Annotated in this window: 17 protein-coding genes; all 17 read right to left on the bottom strand. The window is 32.2% G+C overall.

Annotated features, from left to right (window positions below; all coding sequences use genetic code 11):
- Nucleotides 1-70 precede the first annotated feature (70 nt).
- Nucleotides 71-1,345: a murein hydrolase activator EnvC family protein gene (locus FLV_RS15355; protein WP_243235073.1), complete on the bottom strand. Its 1,275-nt coding sequence runs from the start codon at nucleotides 1,343-1,345 to the stop codon at nucleotides 71-73.
- Between the two features lie 23 nt (nucleotides 1,346-1,368).
- Nucleotides 1,369-2,145 carry a DUF4292 domain-containing protein gene (locus tag FLV_RS15350; protein WP_243235066.1) on the bottom strand — a complete coding sequence of 259 codons (777 nt, stop codon included), beginning with the start codon at nucleotides 2,143-2,145 and terminating at the stop codon, nucleotides 1,369-1,371.
- 13 nt (nucleotides 2,146-2,158) lie between these two features.
- Nucleotides 2,159-3,508, bottom strand: coding sequence for a tetratricopeptide repeat protein (locus FLV_RS15345; RefSeq protein WP_243235152.1), 1,350 nt, complete (start codon nucleotides 3,506-3,508; stop codon nucleotides 2,159-2,161).
- 31 nt (nucleotides 3,509-3,539) lie between these two features.
- The gene (locus FLV_RS15340; RefSeq protein WP_243235060.1) at nucleotides 3,540-4,556 is read right to left on the bottom strand and encodes a sugar phosphate nucleotidyltransferase; all 1,017 of its coding nucleotides are present in this window, start codon (nucleotides 4,554-4,556) and stop codon (nucleotides 3,540-3,542) included.
- A gap of 85 nt (nucleotides 4,557-4,641) precedes the next feature.
- Nucleotides 4,642-5,076: a dUTP diphosphatase gene (gene dut, locus FLV_RS15335; protein ID WP_243235059.1), complete on the bottom strand. Its 435-nt coding sequence runs from the start codon at nucleotides 5,074-5,076 to the stop codon at nucleotides 4,642-4,644.
- A gap of 27 nt (nucleotides 5,077-5,103) precedes the next feature.
- The gene (locus tag FLV_RS15330; RefSeq protein ID WP_243235058.1) at nucleotides 5,104-6,564 is read right to left on the bottom strand and encodes a lipopolysaccharide biosynthesis protein; all 1,461 of its coding nucleotides are present in this window, start codon (nucleotides 6,562-6,564) and stop codon (nucleotides 5,104-5,106) included.
- 1,701 nt (nucleotides 6,565-8,265) lie between these two features.
- Entirely contained in the window at nucleotides 8,266-9,126 is an 861-nt protein-coding gene (gene atpG / locus FLV_RS15325) for an ATP synthase F1 subunit gamma (RefSeq protein WP_243235055.1), read from the bottom strand.
- Between the two features lie 89 nt (nucleotides 9,127-9,215).
- Complete coding sequence (gene atpA, locus FLV_RS15320; RefSeq protein ID WP_243235054.1) at nucleotides 9,216-10,793, bottom strand: F0F1 ATP synthase subunit alpha; 1,578 nt, start codon at nucleotides 10,791-10,793, stop codon at nucleotides 9,216-9,218.
- A 38-nt stretch (nucleotides 10,794-10,831) separates the two neighbouring features.
- Nucleotides 10,832-11,365 carry an ATP synthase F1 subunit delta gene (atpH, locus tag FLV_RS15315; protein ID WP_243235052.1) on the bottom strand — a complete coding sequence of 178 codons (534 nt, stop codon included), beginning with the start codon at nucleotides 11,363-11,365 and terminating at the stop codon, nucleotides 10,832-10,834.
- Nucleotides 11,366-11,369: 4 nt separating this feature from the next.
- Nucleotides 11,370-11,870 (bottom strand): F0F1 ATP synthase subunit B, encoded by a 501-nt coding sequence (locus FLV_RS15310; protein WP_110346470.1) that lies wholly within the window; start codon nucleotides 11,868-11,870, stop codon nucleotides 11,370-11,372.
- Nucleotides 11,871-11,986: 116 nt separating this feature from the next.
- A complete protein-coding gene (atpE, locus tag FLV_RS15305) occupies nucleotides 11,987-12,178 on the bottom strand; it encodes an ATP synthase F0 subunit C (RefSeq protein WP_163396160.1) in 192 nt (63 codons plus the stop codon).
- 112 nt (nucleotides 12,179-12,290) lie between these two features.
- Entirely contained in the window at nucleotides 12,291-13,442 is a 1,152-nt protein-coding gene (gene atpB / locus FLV_RS15300; protein ID WP_243235051.1) for a F0F1 ATP synthase subunit A, read from the bottom strand.
- Between the two features lie 570 nt (nucleotides 13,443-14,012).
- A complete protein-coding gene (locus FLV_RS15295; protein WP_243235050.1) occupies nucleotides 14,013-14,240 on the bottom strand; it encodes an AtpZ/AtpI family protein in 228 nt (75 codons plus the stop codon).
- Complete coding sequence (locus tag FLV_RS15290) at nucleotides 14,206-14,616, bottom strand: polymer-forming cytoskeletal protein (protein WP_243235049.1); 411 nt, start codon at nucleotides 14,614-14,616, stop codon at nucleotides 14,206-14,208. The genes FLV_RS15295 and FLV_RS15290 overlap by 35 nt, the downstream gene beginning before the upstream one ends.
- Before the next feature lie 2 nt (nucleotides 14,617-14,618).
- Nucleotides 14,619-17,159: a tetratricopeptide repeat protein gene (locus FLV_RS15285; protein ID WP_410745976.1), complete on the bottom strand. Its 2,541-nt coding sequence runs from the start codon at nucleotides 17,157-17,159 to the stop codon at nucleotides 14,619-14,621.
- Nucleotides 17,160-17,331: 172 nt separating this feature from the next.
- Nucleotides 17,332-18,027: an ABC transporter ATP-binding protein gene (locus FLV_RS15280; RefSeq protein WP_243235047.1), complete on the bottom strand. Its 696-nt coding sequence runs from the start codon at nucleotides 18,025-18,027 to the stop codon at nucleotides 17,332-17,334.
- 98 nt (nucleotides 18,028-18,125) lie between these two features.
- Complete coding sequence (locus tag FLV_RS15275) at nucleotides 18,126-19,586, bottom strand: DUF5687 family protein (protein ID WP_243235046.1); 1,461 nt, start codon at nucleotides 19,584-19,586, stop codon at nucleotides 18,126-18,128.
- Between the last annotated feature and the right edge of the window lie 84 nt (nucleotides 19,587-19,670).

The following is a 19,670-nucleotide window of genomic DNA, read 5'->3' as shown; positions in this document are numbered from 1 at the left end:
ATCAATGGCAATTTCAAATCTCAAATTTATGTGAATAAAAAAATGGGAGCTTAATTAAGCCCCCATTTTTTTATCTGTTTTGCAGCCATCCTTCCGGATTCATATTAGTTAAATTTTGAAGAATCAGGAATTTAATTACTGTTTTACCTGTATCTCCGCTAGTTCTTACCTTTCCAATACTTTGTTTGATATTTATCTTATCTCCTTTCTCTACTGATACCGAACTTAAATTGTGATAAACAGTAAAATAATCTCCGTGCTGTATCATTACGGCTCTGGTTACTGGAGATGTAACCATTATGCCTGATACAACTCCTGCAAATACGGCGCGCGCTGTTGCTCCCTGTTCGGTAGTAATCTCTACTCCGGAATTATGAACGGTCAGTGACGGATATAGTGGATGAGGCTGATCTCCGTACCCTAGAGATATGAATCCTTTTTCTACCGGCCACGGCAATTTCCCTCTATTAGCTTTAAAATCAGCTGCTAATATTTTATTTTCTGGCGTTAAAGCAATTCTATCTGATGAATAACTTTTAGCCGGTGCCGGTTCACTGCTTTCAGTAGCTTTTCCTTCTGCTATTCGTTTACGTCTTTCTTCTTCTGCTTTTCTATTGGCTTCAGCAATAGCAGCCCGGATCAATTGCTTAATTTTAGCATCAATAGCTTTTGATTCTTTTTGTTTTGCTTTAGTGTCAGCAATAATTTTATTTTTGTCTTTTTTAATAGAGTTAACCAGCTTTTGCTGTTCTTTCTTTTCAACTTCCAGACTTTGCTTTTCCTTTTGATTCTCGACAATGATTTTTTTCTTTACTTGTCTTTGTCCGTCCAGTCTGGCATTATAATCAACCAACTCAGCGGTTTTAGATTGAATTTCTAAACCTTGATTTTTTCTGAAATTGGTATATTGTTTTAAATATTGCGCTCTTTTGTAAGCCTGTAAAAAACTTTCAGAAGATAAAATAAACATTGCCCTGCTTTGTTCAGAACGGCTTTTGTATGATTTAAGGATCATTTTAGAATAATCTTCTTTTAATACAGCCAATTCTCTTTTAAGCTTATTAACCTTTAACTGATTGATATACATATCATTGCTCAAAAGTCTTTCTTGCTTAGCGGTGGTATTAATCAGTTTTTCTTTCAGTTTTATTTTATTGGTCTGAATTAAATATTCATTCACAGCAGACTTCTCCTTTTTTCGAACCGACTGAAGCATTTTTTCATTGTCCCTAATTTGCTGCTGAATCTGAGCTTTTCGCTCTTCCAGTTTTTCTTGTTGTGAGTCCTGTGCCCACACAAAAGTTGTGGCACATATAAAAATTAGGCTTAGGAGAAATTTTGGCATTTTTCTGATATCTTTTTGCAAATTTACTTAATTATAATTTTTTTATAGCCACTTGGAACACTATATGGAAAAGAAAGTTCTTCATTGAACGAAATAGTCGTATAATTTAAATTAATATCCGTTTTCCCTTTCGGCTGAATAGCATTAATTTCAATAGCTGTTGGAAGTGTCCCCTGATTAAAAACCTTATTATCAAAATATTTAATTTCTAACATTATGTTTTCTGCAGCTTGTGAAATTTGTTCTTTTTGCAGCAAATATTTTTCAGGTTCTAAAAAGAATGTTTTTTTCAGGTTTGTGTCCTTTTCATCTTCTAAACGAATAAGATTTTCTACAATTGTCTGTGTATATTTTCCTTTTCTTAAATCGTCCAAAGCTTCTCCTACCAATAGATTTTGCACTTTACTGTAATCCAGTTCGGTTCCAAGCCATTTGCTTAAACTTGTAAAATCACCTTCATAATAAGTCCCTTTTATTTTTTCGTAGTAACTTACTGTATTTGTTGTAATTAAAGCCTTTGCCATTGTGATTCCAAGGAAACGTATGCTTACTAAAATTTGCTTGTCTTTTTCAATTTTAATTTCAGCCGTTACATTCTGACTTTGCTTTTCATCAACATATTTTGCACCTGCTTTGATATATAATGTAGAAAAATCTAATTTATTCTCATAATGCTTTTCTACCGTTTTATTATCAACTTTTACCGGCGTTTCTGTATTACTATTTTGTATCGCAACAGCTTTCGTTTTACAGGAAACCATAGAAATTGTTAGAAATAGTATTGCTATATATTTTTTCATTTGAATGTAATCTTTACTTTTTTTGTTTTAATAACTCATTTGCTTTCAAAAAGTATTCCTCTTTTTTCTTCACATCTCCTAATCCATTATAAGCCTCTCCAAGTTGAATATTAAAATCTGCTTCCAGCTTTTTATCATCCACAACATAATCGAGTCCCATTTCTAAAACGGTTTTTGCATTTTTAAATTGTTTCAATTGATTATTTCCTAAGCCTGCATAATAATAAAATTGCGGCTGACTTGGGTAAACCTCAATCATTGTCATCGCTCTTTTGGTCATTGGCTCAAATTGTTTTGCCTTTGTGTATGCTTCAAGCAATAGTAAATTGGTTTCAAGATCTGTATCTGAATTGGCGCTTAAATCTTTCTCATAATATTTAATGGCATTCTCAAATTGACCTTTGTTGTGGTAAAATTTTCCAATTTCTTTAGCAACAGCTACATTGGGATCGTTGTCAAAATAACCAATCGCTTTTTCCAAATCCGATGCATATTGTGGATTTTTATTCACATAAATCAAAAATTCATTTAGTGTTCTGTGTTTGATTTTCGAATCAATCTTTGAACTCGATAAAATAAAATTCATTGCTTTTATCGCCTTATCTGCCTGATTTTGGTCTAAATACCCTTTAAACAAACTTACCTGAGCCCATTCTGATGCTGGAATTTCTTTAGCCAGTTGTTTTGCAACTTCCAAAGCTTTATCTGTTTCTGCTGTTTTTGAATATAACAAAATCAGGTTAACATAATTAGATTCTTCTTTCGGATTTTGTTTAATCTGATTAATCAAATTGTCAATTTCGGTATTTTGATATTTTCCCTGAGATAAAATCTGCTGTTTGTATCTTTCGCGATCTTCTGATTTTCCGAACTTATCATTCATTTCATTAATCGTCAAAAGTGCTTTTTCGAACTGATTGGTAATCATGTACAACGAAATCAAATCATCTTTATATTCTTCGTCAAACGGAATAATTTTCTGAATGGTTTCAATTGCTAAAGGATAATTTTTAGTTTCATAACTCACATCATAAATTCCTAACCAATACCATTTATTTTTGGCGTCTAGTTGTGTGGCTTTTTCAAATGCATTATGAGCGCTTTGATATTCTTTTAACTTTAAATAATTTTTACCCAATTCAAAATAAGCAACTGCATCATTTGGTTTTAATTTGATACATTTTTCTAAGGATACAATTGCTTTATCATAATTTTCAATTCCTTTTTGTTTTAATGATTCATAAAAAGAGTCCTGATATTCATCGGTAGCCATAGCAATATCTTCCGGTTCAGTCTGTGCTGAAACCAAAGCTGAATTGCTAAGCAAAACAAAAAATAAAAATACTAAAACTCCTTTTTTCATCATTTACATAATTTCACTTCAAATTACTGTATTATTCTAAAACCGAATAATCTCCAATACTGATACTGGTAAATTTTCCGTCATAACTAACGTGATTTCCAATCATGGCATTATCTAAATCAGCATTTTTTATATGCGAATTTGTCTGAACCAAACTATTTTTTATGGTACTGTTTTCTACACGTGTTCCTTTTCCTAAGGAAACATTTGGTCCCACTGTTGCATTTTTCAAGACTACATTTTCTCCAATATAACAAGGCGGAATAATGGTTGAATTTTCTAAAATCACATTATAATCCACTAAATGTTCTCCATCATTATGCAAAAAACCTAACATTCTAGAATTCGTTTCAACCGTTACATCTTTGTTCCCACAATCCATCCATTCGTCAACGCTTCCGGTTTTAAAAACTTTTCCGTTTGCCATCATAGCTTTAATTCCATCGTTGATTTGATATTCTCCACCATTCTGAATATTATTATCCAAAACACTCTGAAGTTCTTTTTTCAAATCTCCAACTTCTTTAAAATAGTAAATTCCGATAACCGCTAAATCACTAACAAATTCTTTTGGTTTTTCTACCAGTTCAATGATTTCATTATTCGGGTTTAATTTTACTACACCAAATGCTTCCGGCTGATCTACTTGTTTTACCCAGATTACGGCATCAGCAGCCGGATCCAGTTCAAAATCCGCCCTGATTAAAGTATCAGCATAAGCAATTACGGCCGGTCCTGACAAAGAATCCTTGGCACACATAATAGCGTGTCCTGTTCCTAATGGTAAATCCTGACGATAAATAGATGCTTTTGCTCCTAAACTTGCTCCCAGTTCTTGTAAACTCTCAACCAAATCAGCTCCAAAAAAAGCTTCATCACCTAAAATAAAGGCAACTTCTTCTATTGGTTCTTTTAGAATCTTGGCAATATCTTCGACCAAACGATGAACGATAGATTTTCCTGCAACCGGAATTAATGGTTTTGGAACAGTTAAAGTATGAGGTCGTAGTCTCGATCCGCGACCTGCCATTGGAACGATTATTTTCATTTTTGTATTGAAAAAGATTAAAAAAATTGAAAAATTGAAAGATTTGCTATTCTTTTAATTTTTCAATTCTTAAATTATTAAATTTCTATTTTACTCCTGTGCTTCCGAAACCGCCTTCGCCTCTTGAAGTTTCTGACAATTCCTCAACTTCAATCCATTCTGCTCTTTCGTGTTTAGCAATAATCAATTGTGCAATTCGCTCACCATTTTCGATTACAAAATCTTCGTTGGATAAATTTACTAAAATTACACCTATTTCTCCTCTGTAATCAGCATCTACTGTCCCTGGAGAATTCAAAACGGTTATACCTTTTTTAGCCGCCAGGCCGCTTCTGGGTCTAACCTGTGCTTCGTAACCAATTGGCAGTTCAATAAAAAGACCTGTTTTTACGATCGTTCTCTCTAATGGTTTTAAGGTTATTGATTCCGTTAAATTGGCTCGTAAATCCATTCCTGCCGAAGCAATTGTTTCGTAGTTTGGTAAATCGTGCTGTGATTTATTGATAATTTGTATTTTCATTTTTTATTTTAAAAGTTAAATAAGGCATTACTTTCTATTCATAATTCCTTTGATAGTGTCTTTTTCGTTATGATAAACAAAATAAATGAATCCTAAAAGTAACGGAATTCCAACAAAATAATTTTCTCTAAACCAATAAAAAGAAATAGCTGAAAATACGATTGAAATCCCTAAATAAGCTCCAATTTTATTCATATCATAAGGTATCGGATAATATTTATTTCCTAAAACATACGAAATAAGCATCATGCTTCCATAAGCTGAAATCGTTGCAATTGCTGATCCGTAATAACTGTATTTTGGAATTAATAAATAATTTAAAAGCAATGTTACCACAGCACCAACGATAGAAATGTAAGCTCCTATTTTTGTTTTATCCGTCAATTTATACCAGACAGATAAATTGTTATAAATTCCTAAAAAGAAATTGGCCAAAATAATTAACGGAACAACTTTCATGGCCTCCCAATAAGATTTGTTATCCAGCAGCAGTAATTTTAAAATATCCGCAAAAACAATAACTCCCAATAAAATCAGTGATCCTAAAATCACAAAATATTTAGTGATAACGGCATAGGTTTGTGGCGCATTTTCATTTTTTGCATGACTGAAAAAGAAAGGTTCTATTCCGAGTCTGAAAGCTGTAGCAAACAAAACCATAAACAATCCTAATTTGTAACAGGCAGAATAAGCTCCAACTTCTGACTTTGCTAAATTTTCAGGTAATAAATAACCCAATAAAATTTTATCAAAATGTTCGTTAACAGCAAATGCAATTCCGGCAACAAGAATTGGCAAACCATATTTCATCATTTTTTTCCAAAGCACAGGATCAAATTTTCTTCCCAATGAAAGATAATTTGGCGAAAGCACAATAAATGTAGCTAAACTTGCCAGAAGATTTGCAATGAAGATATAGGCAATCTGAAAATTCTCAACATATAAATTATCCCATACAGAATTCGGATTGTCAGTTGCCAGTTTAGGCAAATACAGTAAGAAAAATATATTCAGCAAAAGATTTATAATGACATTTCCAATTTTAATAGCTGCGTAAACCATAGGTCTCTGGTTCGCTCTGAGTTTAGAAAATGGCACTAAAACCAATGCGTCCAAAACTAATATCCAAACTGAATAGGTAACATATTGCGTATCGACTTCGGCCCAGTTAGCCAATGTATTTCTAAAAATTAAAGCCGCAAATAAAAATCCAATTGAAGTCCAAAATACTGATATCGTTGCAGTTGCAATTACATTTTTTTTATCATCTTCGGCACTGTAAAATCTAAAAAAAGCAGTTTCCATTCCGTAAGAAAGTATTACGTTAAAGAAAACCATCCAGGATAAAACAATCGAAACTTCACCATATTCAGCAGTTGGCAAAATACCCGTATATAACCTGACCAATAAAAAACTTAGCATTCTAGGCAATACAGTTGCTAATCCGTAAATGGCTGTTTGTTTAAATAGATTTTTATATAATCCCAAAATAAAAATAATAAAGTTTGTAAAAACAAAAATAACCAATTCTTTGGTTTATTATATGGTTTTGGAGGTTCAATAAAAAAACTTTATATCAATTTTAGATTTCTGTTATTTTTAAAAATGAAAAAAAATGAAATAAGTCAGACAACAACTCAAATTGTAGTAAAAATGTTGAATAAGAGATTTAAAAAATTACTTAGAGCCTGTTTAAAATTTATTTTTGAGATTTATTATTAAAGGATTTTTGATCGAAATGAGGCAAATTTTTATAGAATAGCAGCACTATTGTATAAAAATTTAACGAAGTTGTAGCCGAAAATCATTATAAGAAAGCCAACAAATAAATTTTAAGCAGGCTCTTATATGTGAAATATATAAAAAGTGCCCAAAATTATATAATCTCTTTTCAACACTCTCTTTTTAATTTTGTGACAAAGCTTTAGAAAGCTAATTTGTCTCTACATAAAGACAAAACTTAAGGGATTGATTCTGCTGAAATGTAACCCTTAAAAAAACAGAGCACTGGGACTAATAAAGCTAGTATGTTCCCATAAAAGACAAAGCAAAGGGATTGATTCTGCTGAAATGTAACCCTTAAAAAAACAGAGCACTGGGACCAATAAAGCTAGTTTGTTCCCATAAAAGACAAAGCAAAGGGATTGATTCTGCTGAAATGTAACCCTTAAAAAAACAGAGCACTGGGACTAATAAAGCTAGTTTGTTCCCATAAAAGACAAAGCAGTACAGGTTTAATAATCTGTTTAATAATTTTATAAAATGGTATTGATTTTCAATTTTTTGGGGAAATTGAAAATCACCATTTTATAAGTCATCATCAAATTTTAAAAATATACGATATTCAAGAGCCAGCATTTTTGTTGGCTTTTTGCTTTATAGTCTGTTTGTCAATGCTTTATCAGTATAATAACAATTAAATTACAATTAAGAAACATTACTAAAAACACAATTTTATAAATTTATAATAAATCTTAATTAAAATAAAAGTCAAAAATCACTAAATGTGGGTATTGTGACTTTAATAATATAATCAAATATTTGTAATACTAAAAAAGTAAATCTTTTTTATCAAAAAATTGTAATGAATATAGGGATTGATACAGCTGATATGTAACCCTTTAAAAAAAAACAAAGCATTGGGGTTAATAAAGCTAATTTTGTCCCCTTAAAAAAACAAAGCAAATAGGATTGATACAGCTGATATGTGACCTATAAAAAACAGAGCCGGGATAATTTAGCTATTTGTACCCTAAAACAAAGCACGGGATTGATTAGAGCTGACAGGTAACCCTTAAAAAAACAGAGCATTGGGTTTATAAAGCTAGTTTGTTCCCATAAAAACAAAGCACAGGGATTGTTAGAGCTGAATATAACCCTTAAAAAAGTGAGCATTGGGATTGATAAAGCTAGTTTGTTCCCATAAAAGACAAAGCACAGGGATTGTTAGAGCTGAATATAACCCTTAAAAAAGTGAGCATTGGGATTGATAAAGCTAGTTTGTTCCCGTAAAAACAAAGCAAAGTGGGTTAATCCACTAAAAAAATCTTTAAAATGGTACTGATTCTTGGGGAAAGAATTCTCCAGAATCACCATTTTAAAATCTAAATTTAAGAATAATGGGGAATTCTTAAATACAAAAAAGAGCCAGCAATTAATGCTGGCTCTTTTTGTATTTTTGCTTTAAAATTATCCGTTCAAAGCTTCAGCTCCACCAACAATCTCAAGGATTTCATTAGTAATTGCAGCCTGACGTGCTTTGTTATAAGTTAATTTTAATTGGTTTCTTAATTCAGTAGCGTTATCAGTAGCTTTGTGCATAGCTGTCATACGCGCTCCATGTTCTGAAGCAAATGAATCACGAATACCTTTATACAATTGTGTTTTTAACGATTTAGGAATCAAAGTCAACACGATTTCTTCCTTTGAAGGTTCAAAAATGTAATCTCCGGCAGAAACTGGTTTATCAGATTTAATTGGAGCTAAAGGTAAAAACTGTTCAACCTGAACAATTTGAGTAGCTGCATTTTTAAACTGATTGTAAACCAATTCAATTCTATCGTATTCTCCAGATAAGAATTTTTCAGTCAAATTATCTGCAATATGAGCAACATTTTCAAAAGTTAAATGATCAAAAATTGCATTATGGTGACCATGAACTTTATGAGTTTTAGCTAAAACATCATTTCCTTTTTTACCTATAGGAAAAACATCAACCTGTTTTCCAGCATAAAGTTCTGTACGGTTTTTGATTTCTTTAATTACATTTGAATTAAATGCACCACATAAACCTCTGTTTGAAGTTATAGCAACAAGTAATACTTTTTTTACTTCACGCTGCGTTGTATAATCTCCACCAACTTCACCCTCAAGTGTAGCAGAAAGATTTTGCAGTAATTCCGTTAATTTCTCGGCATAAGGTCGCATTGCAGTGATTGCATCTTGTGCTTTCTTAAGCTTTGCAGCAGAAACCATTTTCATTGCCGATGTAATTTGCATCGTCGATGAAACGGAAGTAATTCTATTACGGATTTCCTTTAAATTTGCCATTTGTTAATGAGAAAATGTGACAATTTGAAAATTAGATAATTAGAAAGTCATGAGACATTATCTAATTATCTAATTGACTTACTATCTAATTAGTTATATTTTGCTGAAATTTCTTTTGCTGCTTTTTCAATAACATCTGTAATGTTATCGTCTAACTTGCCAGCTTTCAACGCGTTAAGCGTATCTTTATGTTTGCTGTTTAAGTAAGCTAAGAAATCAGCTTCGAATTCTTTTACTTTATTTACAGGAACTTTTCTTAATAAGTTTTTAGAACCAGCGTAGATAATAGCAACTTGATTTTCAACTGTATAAGGATCGTTTAATCCTTGTTTCAGGATCTCAACGTTTCTTTTTCCTTTTTCAATTACGTTTAAAGTAACAGAATCTAAGTCAGAACCAAATTTAGCAAAAGCTTCTAATTCACGGAATTGAGCCTGATCTAATTTTAAAGTTCCGGAAACTTTTTTCATTGATTTAATCTGAGCATTACCTCCAACACGAGATACAGAGATACCTACGTTAATTGCAGGACGAACTCCAGAGTTGAACAAATCTCCATCAAGGAAAATCTGACCATCTGTAATAGAAATTACGTTTGTTGGGATATAGGCAGAAACGTCACCAGCCTGAGTTTCAATAATTGGTAAAGCAGTCAATGAACCGCCACCTTTTACGATAGACTTGATAGAATCCGGTAAATCATTCATGTTTTTAGCAATTCCATCATCAGCAATTACTTTACAAGCTCTTTCTAATAAACGAGAGTGTAAGTAAAAAACGTCTCCAGGATAAGCCTCACGTCCCGGTGGTCTTCTTAATAAAAGAGAAACCTCACGGTAAGCAACAGCTTGTTTAGATAAATCATCATAAACGATAAGAGCTGGACGACCAGAATCTCTAAAGTACTCTCCAATTGCAGCACCAGCGAATGGAGCATAAACTTGCATTGGAGCTGGATCAGAAGCGTTTGCAGCAACAATAACTGTATAAGCCATTGCCCCTTTTTCTTCTAACATTTTAGCGATTCCTGCTACAGTTGAAGCTTTTTGTCCAATTGCAACATATATACAGAATACAGGTTTCCCTGCATCATAAAATTCTTTTTGATTTAAGATGGTATCGATACAAACAGTTGATTTACCTGTCTGACGGTCACCAATAACAAGCTCACGTTGTCCACGACCAACCGGGATCATAGCATCTACTGCTTTTACTCCTGTTTGTAATGGTTCAGTTACCGGCTGACGGAAAATAACTCCAGGAGCTTTTCTTTCTAGAGGCATTTCGTATAAGTCTCCACCAATTGGTCCTTTTCCATCAATTGGAAAACCAAGAGTGTTTACTACACGTCCTACCATTTGCTCACCTACTTTAAGAGAAGCGATACGTTGTGTTCTTTTTGCTGTTGATCCTTCTTTGATACCTGTAGATGGTCCTAAAAGTACCACACCTACATTGTCTTCTTCAAGGTTTAATACAATAGCTTCAAGTCCGTTATCGAATTCAACTAACTCACCATATTGTACATTAGACAGCCCGTAAATACGAGCAATACCGTCTCCAACTTGAAGTACCGTTCCTACTTCCTCTAGCGTAGCACCAGATTCAAAACCTTCTACTTGCTTTCTTAATATTGCTGAAATTTCAGCAGGTTTGATTTCCGCCATCTTAATTTATAATTTAGACACTTTTATGTGTAATAAAACTAATTACTTAACTCTCTTTTTAATACTTGCAATCTGTTTGCAACAGAAGCATTGTATTGTTGATCACCTATTCTTAAAATAAACCCTCCAATGATTGATGGATCTACTATATTTTCTATTGTTATTTTTTTATCTGACAAAGTTGCAATTTTAGCTAAAACTTTAGCTTCTAAAGCAGCATCCATTGGGATTGCTGTCGTAACTTTTGCTACTTCTATTCCGTTGCCTTCATCAAATACTTTGCTGTATTCTACAGCAATTGCTTCTAAAATTTCAAATCTTTTGTTTTCGAATAATAAATGAAACAAACCTTTGGTTACACCATTTACATTTGCAAAAACTTCCAAAAGAGCACTTTCTTTAACTTCAACCCTTGTAGTTGGGTTTTGAATAAAGTCACTCAATTCTGAATTTTTATCAATTGTAGAAGCGATTAATTTCATATCGTTATTAACAACTTCGGCAACACCTTTAGAGTTTGCTAAGTCCAGAATTGCTTTTGCATAACGAATTGCTGCTCTTGTACTTGCCATGATCTTAGTTTAGCTTTACGTCACCTAACATTTTCTCCACTAATTTAGTTTGAGATTCTTTGTTAGATAATTCTTCTTTCAATAATTTTTCAGCGATGCTCAATGATAAAGTTGAAACTTGTGATTTCAATTCAGCCATAGCAGCATTTTTTTCACTTTCGATAGCAGCTTTTGCCTGCTCGATCATTTTTTGACCTTGTGCTTGTGCTTCGTTTTTAGAATCAGCAATCATTTGCTCTTTCATTTCACGAGCTTCTTTTAACATTGCATCACGTTCTGCACGAGCTTCGTTTAAAATTCTTTGATTATCAGCCTGTAAGTTTTGCATTTCCTGTCTTGCATTTTCAGCAGAAAGTAATGCATCTTTAATACCTTGTTCTCTATCATTTACTGCATCAAGAATTGGTTTCCAAGCGAATTTTTTCAACAAAAGAATTAATCCAACAAATATTAATATTTGCCAGAAAAATAAACCGAACTCAAACTGATATATTAACTTATCCATTATATATGATTATAAATTTTAAATTATGCCTTTTAATTGCACTAAGCAATTTAATGTTTTAATTTTAAAACAATAGTTACAACCAACCGTTGCAACTATTGTTTTTTGTGTTTTAATTAAGCAGCGAATAACGCAGCGAAACCAATACCTTCAATAAGTGCAGCAGCGATAAGCATAGCTGTTTGGATTTTTCCAGAAGCTTCTGGTTGGCGAGCGATTGCGTCCATTGCTGAACCACCAATTCTACCAATTCCTAATGCTGCTCCGATTACGATTAATCCTGCTCCAACGATATTTGGAATTTCCATAATAAATATATTAAAAATTAAACATTCTTCTTAAATAGTCTAAAGTTGCAAAGTCTTAAAGTTGAAAGTCATTATTAATAAACCTTCAAACATTAGACATTTAACTTTCGACTTAGTGGTGAGCTTCTTCTTCGTGATGGTGCTCTTCTACTGCTGAACCAAAATAAAGTGCAGACAGCATGGTAAAAATATAGGCTTGTAAAAAGGCAACTAAAATTTCAAGTATTGAAAGTACAAATGACAATCCAAAAGACAAACTGCTTCCAATCCAGCTTTTAAAGATAAACATTAATCCGATGATACTCATTAAAACTATGTGACCTGCAAAGATGTTAGCATACAAACGAATCATTAATGAAAATGGTTTGATGAAAACCCCCAACAATTCAATTGGTGCTAAAATAATTCTCATTGGTTTTGGCACACCCGGCATCCAGAAAATGTGTCCCCAATAATTTTTATTTGCTGTAAGATTTGTGATTAAGAAAGTAAGGATCGCTAAAGAGAACGTAATGGTTAAATTACCTGTAGCATTAATCCCTAGTGGAGTTAATCCGAAAATATTTAAAAACAATACAAAGAAAAAGATAGTCAATAAATAACTCATATATTTCCTGTAATGTTTCTCACCAATATTTGGAATTGCAACTTCGTCACGAATGTAAACTACTAATGGTTCAAAAATTCTTCCTGCACCAGAAGCTATTCCTCCGTTTTTAGCATAAGATTTTGCTAAACTTGAAAACAACCAGAACATTAATAATGCTGCTGCAAAAATAGAAACTACAGTTTTAGTAATAGAAAAATCTAATGGACGAACATTTGTTGGGTGACCTGATTTTTCATCTTCAGTAATTTCTCCAGAAGCATCTGTTCTGTAAATTTTACCATCATGATGATTAATCGCATAATAATTTCCTTTTGATTCAGCTACAGTATGACCATGGTTAAATTTTGCTGAAGAAAAAATATGCAATCCATTATCCCAAATAATAACCGGTAATGGAAAACCATAATATTTTCCTGTCTCATCATCCTGAGTCAAAGTAAAATCATGAGAGTCTAAAACGTGGTGACCAATAAAAGCCTTAATTTTAGATTTTACATCTGTTGGCTCTGCATGATGACCTGCTGCAACTGCTTCATGAGCTGTTTCAGTTTGAGTGTGAGCTGCTTCATTTTCTGCATTAGCAAAGCTTAACATTGGAAGACAAGCTACTAAAGCTACAAGGATAAATCTGAGTGGTTTGTTTGAAATCACCATATCTGTTGAAAATCTTATTTTTTTACGTTTCTAAAATTTGGTGCAAAGGTACATTTTTTATTAATATTCAAAAGGATATGAAAAATTATTTTTGAACCTTGTTTTACAGAATCCTTATTTTAACGCTTTTCATTTAATAATCGGACAGTTATAAGCGTCTCAAATAACAAAAACAAAATAAATGTTATAAAAAAATTAGTTTTTTCAACAGACACGTTGTGAATTTTATCATTTAAAATCGGTCTCAAAACTAAATAACAAAAAAACATTTGAATCAAAGTCCCCAACATGAACATCATTCCGATACTGTCAAAATTTTTAGTTGTAAACTTTAATAGTACAATAAAAAACATTGTGCTGAATAAGAAAAAAATCAAATACAACCATTCTAAACTATAATGAAAGTTTTGATTTGGGATATCAAAAAATATAAAAACAGCTTTATGCAGAATATAGGATACTAAAGCAAAAAAGAATAAATGTAAAATGGGCTTGTAATTTTTTAAAAGCATTTTGAAATAATTTTATGCAAAGATGCAACATTTATTTAAAGTCCTTTTAAAAGTAAATTTACTTTGTCTTATTGATTTCGTTTACCTGACGGATAACATTATACAAAGCAAGGCCAACACCAACCATCACTAATATCTTATTATAGTAGACTTTTGGGCTTGGATGATTTTCATCTAACCAGGTTCCCAAGTATGAAAACAAAAAAATAATAACACCCATTTGAATCGGAATATTAATGAGAGCTATCCATTTATTCCTTTGGTTTTTGTTCGGCTCCTTTTCCATCTTTTAAAATTACTTCTTTCGTATTTGTAAGCATGGTACAAGTTGCAGTAAATTCGGCTCCGGGTTCAATAGACAATTTTCCAACAGCCACTTCTCCATGAATGTGCGCTGTTGCTTTTATATTAAGGACTTCTAAAACTTTTAGTTTTCCCTGAAATTCTCCTTCAATATCTGCATTATGACAAATAATTTCTCCTTTTATAACACCTGATGGTCCAATGACTAATTTTCCCTGTGAAGTAAAATTTCCTATCAATTCTCCATCCAGTCTGAAATCAGCTTTAGAAACAATATCTCCTATAATAGAAGTTCCTTCAACAATTCGGTTGGTTTTTCCTAAAAGCTCTGTGCCGCTTTTTTTTGCTTTTTCAAACATGATTATGGAGTTTTTGGCGCTAAATAAGTCTGAAGATTTTTCTTCATCTGAACTATTTTATAATTTTCACTTGATATAATAATAAAAGGATGTGAAATTTTATATTTTTCATCATCTCTCAAAACTCCTGCAACATCTCTGGCATAAGCTTCAGATTTCATACCGTGAATTGCAAAAAAACTTTCTGTTCTGTTGTACTTATCAAGAGAAGTAGTTAATCTTTCAAAATTTTCAATTAATAAAAAAACTTTAATCGCCTCTTCAATTTTTTTAGCTGTTTTAGTATCGTTTTTGCCAACTAAATATAAAATTTTCCAGCTTTTTCCATCAACTTTCGTAAAATCAAGTTTTTCCAGGGTTGGAATTTGCTTTTCTAAAAGTTCACGTGCAGTTTTACCTTCTTCACTATTTGGGTAATTATCCGCAACTTCTTCCATACTTTTTTTATAGGCAGCCAAACCATTGACTTTTCCTAACGTATTGGCTTTTAACAACTCAAATTTAGAGACAATCTCATCTCCTGAATATTGATTTATTAAATTATCAATATTGTCCAGTACAACATCGAACTGTTCTTCCTGAAATAATTTATACCATTTTTCATATTCCTTTTCGGGCGATAAATTTGTGCCGTTTTCAGGATTTGTATTATTTAAAATTTGAGCATATCTCGAATTTGGATAATTGCCAATAATATCAGATTTTATTCTTTCGGCTCTGGCAGGATTCGTAATTTGATATATTTTATACAAATTATACATCGATGGCAAGATCCATTTTTCTTCCGGATTATTAAGAAGCAATTGTTCAAATTTACCGCTGGCTAACTCGTATTCCTTAAATTTTTCCTTATAAATTAATCCTAACTGATAGTAGGCAAAGTTTCGCTCTTTACCAATACTATCCATAGCAATCTGAGTTGTTGGGAGCTGTTTTTCGTAAAACTCTGTTGTATATTTTTCGATAACAATTAATTCCTTTAAGGCATTTAAAGAATCCTGCTTCATGCTTATAGAATCTGTCAAAGCGGTGTTGGTATTCGCTTTTGAAGAAGATAGTCTCCAGTTTCCTGTTAATGCTCTGTTACCCCACATTTTCTTGAACTGTACTTTTCCGTAAGCAACTGTTGATGGGTTGTAGAAATAGAAAACACTTGCCACATCATTTCCGGTTGGCGGATTGAAAGCTCCAGGCATACCAACTGGTGAATTATTTCCTGCTGCCTGAGGATTTACAGCTTCTGGTGCACTGTTTGAATTTGTGTTTTGCTCAATATTTGCTAATCGTTCTTTCTCTTTTTCTTCTATGATTCGTTTCGCTTCGTCTTTCTTTTTTAATTCTGCAATATAATTTTCAAAATACGTTTTTCTTTCAATTTCCGGTAAATTCTTAACCTTAATAATACTGTCATTGCGTTTTGCAATTCCTTCGTATTTGATAACATTGTCTAAATTTTTTCGGTTTTTTTCGATAAAAGCGAACTCTCTTGTTTTTGGATCTAATTTTACTAGTGTACTGTCATAATATTTAGCCGCCATCGTATAATCTGTATTTTTAAAATACATATTACCAATATTTCTGTAAGCTGATGCAATTAAATAAGAATCCTGAGATTTTCTTTTTAAGGATTGATTGTAAAAAAATAGTGCGTCTTCCTGATTTTTCTTTTTATCGAAGAAAACTCCCATTTCATAAAAAAGCACATCATAATAAGGTCTGTTTTCGCGATCGTTCACTAATTTATTATAGGTTTCTATAAATAGTGTGTCATTGCCATTTTCATAATCATACATTTGCGCTTTTTTCGCATAAGCCTGCATCATGTATTTTCGATCGGCTTTACGATTCATGTCGATTACAGCATCATAAAAATAAGCCGCACTGTCTTTTTTGCCTGCTTCCTGATACATCTGACCCAAAATAAAACGATAACGTGCTTTATCTTCGTTTATTTTTGAAAATTTTTCAGCAATCTTTAGTTTTGTAACGGCACTGTCTTTCTCTTCTAAATTTAAAAAAGCTTCGGCCAATAGTGCATTTGCATCAGAAAATGTTTGTTTATCCAGATCTGTCTTTTTTAATAAAAGCTTGATGTTTTTTATCACAATTGCGTCGTTTCCTAAACGCATGTTGGTTTTTTCACGCCAAATTTTAGCGGTATAAATATTACTGCTATTGGGGTATTTGTATAAAATATAATTGAATGCTTCGAGCGCCGGAATAAAACGCTGATCATAATAACGTGCCTTTCCAAGCATTAAATAGGCTTCGTCAATTTGAGTGTTTTTCTCCCTGCTGCCAATATTCATCGAATGCTTCTGAATTGCTTTTGTTGCTTTGGTTTCTGCAAGTTCAAAGTCAGGGTTTTTAGTTTTCTCCTTGTCAGAAATATTGTCATCGATCTGCATTTTTTCAATTGGCAGCATCTTCCAAAAATTATCCTGATTATTGCCTTTTATAGTGGCTAATCCTTTGTCTAAAGCAATTCCGCCATTGTACAAAATGTTATATTTTGTACTTAAAGCATGTGAATTTCTAGCCAAAAAAGTATCTCTTTTGGTAGAACAGGCTATCAAAAAAAATAAAAAAATAAATGGAAAACTATATTTCAGCGTATTCTTTTTCAATAGAAAAGAGTTTAAAACAATTAACTTCTAAAATGAATTTTTAGTATAATGACTGGTAAAAATACGCTTCTTTTTGAAATATAGAAATTTAAACCGCAAAAAACGATTCCAGTTCCTGCAACGTCTCTTTTGAAGTTTGAATATCTTTTACAACTTCTCCTTTATTCAAGGCTACAATTCTATCGCAAACCTCAACTGTATGCTGTAAATCATGGCTGGATACGAGAACGGTAACATTTGGATTTTCGGCCAATTCTTTAATGATTTTTTTTAACCGGCTTACCGTGGTCGGATCTAAATTGGCAAATGGCTCGTCTAAAATAATCACTTCAGGATTACCAATAAGTGTGGCAATGATTCCAACTTTCTTCTGGTTTCCTTTTGATAGATCTCGCAGGTATTTTTTGTTCTTTAAAATTTCTCCATTAAAAAACTCTTCGTGCTGTGCTAATAGAGCATCAACATCGGCTTTATTCTGATGGCGTAAATCTCCGATAAAATAAAAATATTCTTCGGGAGTTAAATAACCGATCAGGAAACTTTCATCTAAAAATGAACCTGTAAATGATTTCCAGTTTTCGCTTGTATTTACCTGAATAGTATTATTGGTAATATTTCCTGTTGAAGGCTGAATCAAATCTAGTAATAAACTAAAAAAGGTCGTTTTTCCTGCTCCGTTATTTCCCACCAATCCAAAACTTTGTCCTTTTGGAATTTCAAGATTGTTTATGTTTAAAACTGTTGTTCCGTTATATTTTTTTGAAAGTTGGTTTACTTGTATCATTTTTTATACGTTTAATTGTTGATTTGGTTAATCGTTAATTTATTTTTCAATTGGATAAAAATTATCTAATTATCAAATTGGCACATTTTCTAATTACGTTAGTTCTTCTGTTTATAAGCTTGAATTGTACTGTATTTTTCGATTTTGTATCTTTTCTCAATAATAGAAAATACTTTGTTTCTAAAAATGAAACCAAAAACTCCTGCACCGGCAACTAAGGATAATCCAAGGGTTTTATCTCCTAAATAAAGTCCGGCACCATACAATGCCAAAGGCAATAATAATTTTGGCAAAGTCAGCAGCATCGCACTTACATTAAATGCTTTTTTGTCTCCAAAAGCTCCTCCGGCATTACTTAAATCAATTGGCGTTTTGGTAAATGCTCCTCCAAGAAGTACCAAATGTGAGTTGACTCCGATATTGTAAATTGCCCCAACCACAATCGTTAGATAAACTTCCCATCCGTAAAAAAGGTAAAATGATGCTAAAATGGTCGAAACAAAAGTGGCAATTACAATCAGCCACCACTTTGAAGTGATGTATCCCCGATACGGAATATTCTGGGTCATCATTAGTTGATAATACGAACTGTCCCAGCTTGGTACAAACTGACCGAAGACAAATAAAAATCCACCTGAAACAAATATTCCTGCAAAAATGTACATGATTTCCGGTTGATGTGTGTTGCCAAAAAAGATAAATCCATAAAATAAAAAGAGAAAACTCATGAAAATTGTCGTTTTTGATCTTTTATTTCTTTTTATCAATTTTATATCATTCTTTAGAAATGTTCCTAAAGTTCCGAATTGGTTTAGCCAGGTAAGATTTTCTGTTGTCGCAATATCTTCTTTTTTAGAAAGACCCGCATCTAAAAATAAATTGTTTTTAAAATATTTGAATGTAAAAAAATACAACCCAATTAATACCAGAACCGGAATTAAAAATAACCCTTTAGTATCATAAAATCTCTGAAAAACAGGTCCGGTAAAAGACGTAATATCAAAGAATTTATAATATTGTGCGGCACCTAAAGCCAATGCGATTGCGATAAAGACAACAAATAATTTATCGATATTACTAAAAATAATATTCAAAAAATTGTTGATATATACTACAGAAAAAGCAGCTATCAGCCAAAAAAGAATTCCCAAAACATCATAGCCTTCAATAATAAGTACAATCGAAAAAGGAACAAAAAACAGAGCATGTGCCCAGTTAAAAAATGATATTGCTGTTTTACCTAATGAAAAATGAACAATCGTTGGTTTTTTAAAGGGCAGAACCAATAATGGCTTGATATTTAATACCGGAATTGCCTGCATTAACAAACGAACAACCAAATCAAATAGAAAATAATAGATCAAAAAATTATTGACTGTTATCAAAGGTTCGAGATTCATTTTCTTTAGGATATAAAATGCACCTATTCCCATTCCGATAAAAATGATGGAAAAATAGACCATTAAAAAACCTATCAGTATTTTCATTGCTAAATTAGCACCAAACGATGCCGATCTTGTAAAGGCTTTCCATTCGAGATAAATAAACTTTTTAATCATGGTTCTTTGGTTTTCAGTTTTATAGTAAGAGATCAAATTTAGCGAAACGTTACAAAAAAAGTTAAAAAAAATACTTTAGTACCT

The sequence above is a fragment of the Flavobacterium pectinovorum genome (assembly GCF_022802975.1).
Lineage (GTDB): Bacteria > Bacteroidota > Bacteroidia > Flavobacteriales > Flavobacteriaceae > Flavobacterium > Flavobacterium pectinovorum_B.
The sequence above is the reverse complement of the archived record's forward strand: the minus strand, read 5'-3'. Positions and strand labels throughout refer to the sequence as shown.

What these genes read in the sequence shown, in the direction of transcription:
- FLV_RS15295 (WP_243235050.1), bottom strand. Translation starts at nt 14,240, where the DNA reads ATGGAAAAGGAGCCGAACAAAAACCAAAGGAATAAATGGATAGCTCTC.
- FLV_RS15340 (WP_243235060.1), bottom strand. Translation starts at nt 4,556, where the DNA reads ATGAAAATAATCGTTCCAATGGCAGGTCGCGGATCGAGACTACGACCT.
- FLV_RS15275 (WP_243235046.1), bottom strand. Translation starts at nt 19,586, where the DNA reads ATGATTAAAAAGTTTATTTATCTCGAATGGAAAGCCTTTACAAGATCG.
- atpG (WP_243235055.1), bottom strand. Translation starts at nt 9,126, where the DNA reads ATGGCAAATTTAAAGGAAATCCGTAATAGAATTACTTCCGTTTCATCG.
- dut (WP_243235059.1), bottom strand. Translation starts at nt 5,076, where the DNA reads ATGAAAATACAAATTATCAATAAATCACAGCACGATTTACCAAACTAC.
- FLV_RS15350 (WP_243235066.1), bottom strand. Translation starts at nt 2,145, where the DNA reads ATGAAAAAATATATAGCAATACTATTTCTAACAATTTCTATGGTTTCC.
- FLV_RS15355 (WP_243235073.1), bottom strand. Translation starts at nt 1,345, where the DNA reads ATGCCAAAATTTCTCCTAAGCCTAATTTTTATATGTGCCACAACTTTT.
- FLV_RS15310 (WP_110346470.1), bottom strand. Translation starts at nt 11,870, where the DNA reads ATGGATAAGTTAATATATCAGTTTGAGTTCGGTTTATTTTTCTGGCAA.
- atpB (WP_243235051.1), bottom strand. Translation starts at nt 13,442, where the DNA reads ATGGTGATTTCAAACAAACCACTCAGATTTATCCTTGTAGCTTTAGTA.
- FLV_RS15290 (WP_243235049.1), bottom strand. Translation starts at nt 14,616, where the DNA reads ATGTTTGAAAAAGCAAAAAAAAGCGGCACAGAGCTTTTAGGAAAAACC.
- FLV_RS15280 (WP_243235047.1), bottom strand. Translation starts at nt 18,027, where the DNA reads ATGATACAAGTAAACCAACTTTCAAAAAAATATAACGGAACAACAGTT.
- atpE (WP_163396160.1), bottom strand. Translation starts at nt 12,178, where the DNA reads ATGGAAATTCCAAATATCGTTGGAGCAGGATTAATCGTAATCGGAGCA.
- atpA (WP_243235054.1), bottom strand. Translation starts at nt 10,793, where the DNA reads ATGGCGGAAATCAAACCTGCTGAAATTTCAGCAATATTAAGAAAGCAA.
- FLV_RS15345 (WP_243235152.1), bottom strand. Translation starts at nt 3,508, where the DNA reads ATGAAAAAAGGAGTTTTAGTATTTTTATTTTTTGTTTTGCTTAGCAAT.
- atpH (WP_243235052.1), bottom strand. Translation starts at nt 11,365, where the DNA reads ATGGCAAGTACAAGAGCAGCAATTCGTTATGCAAAAGCAATTCTGGAC.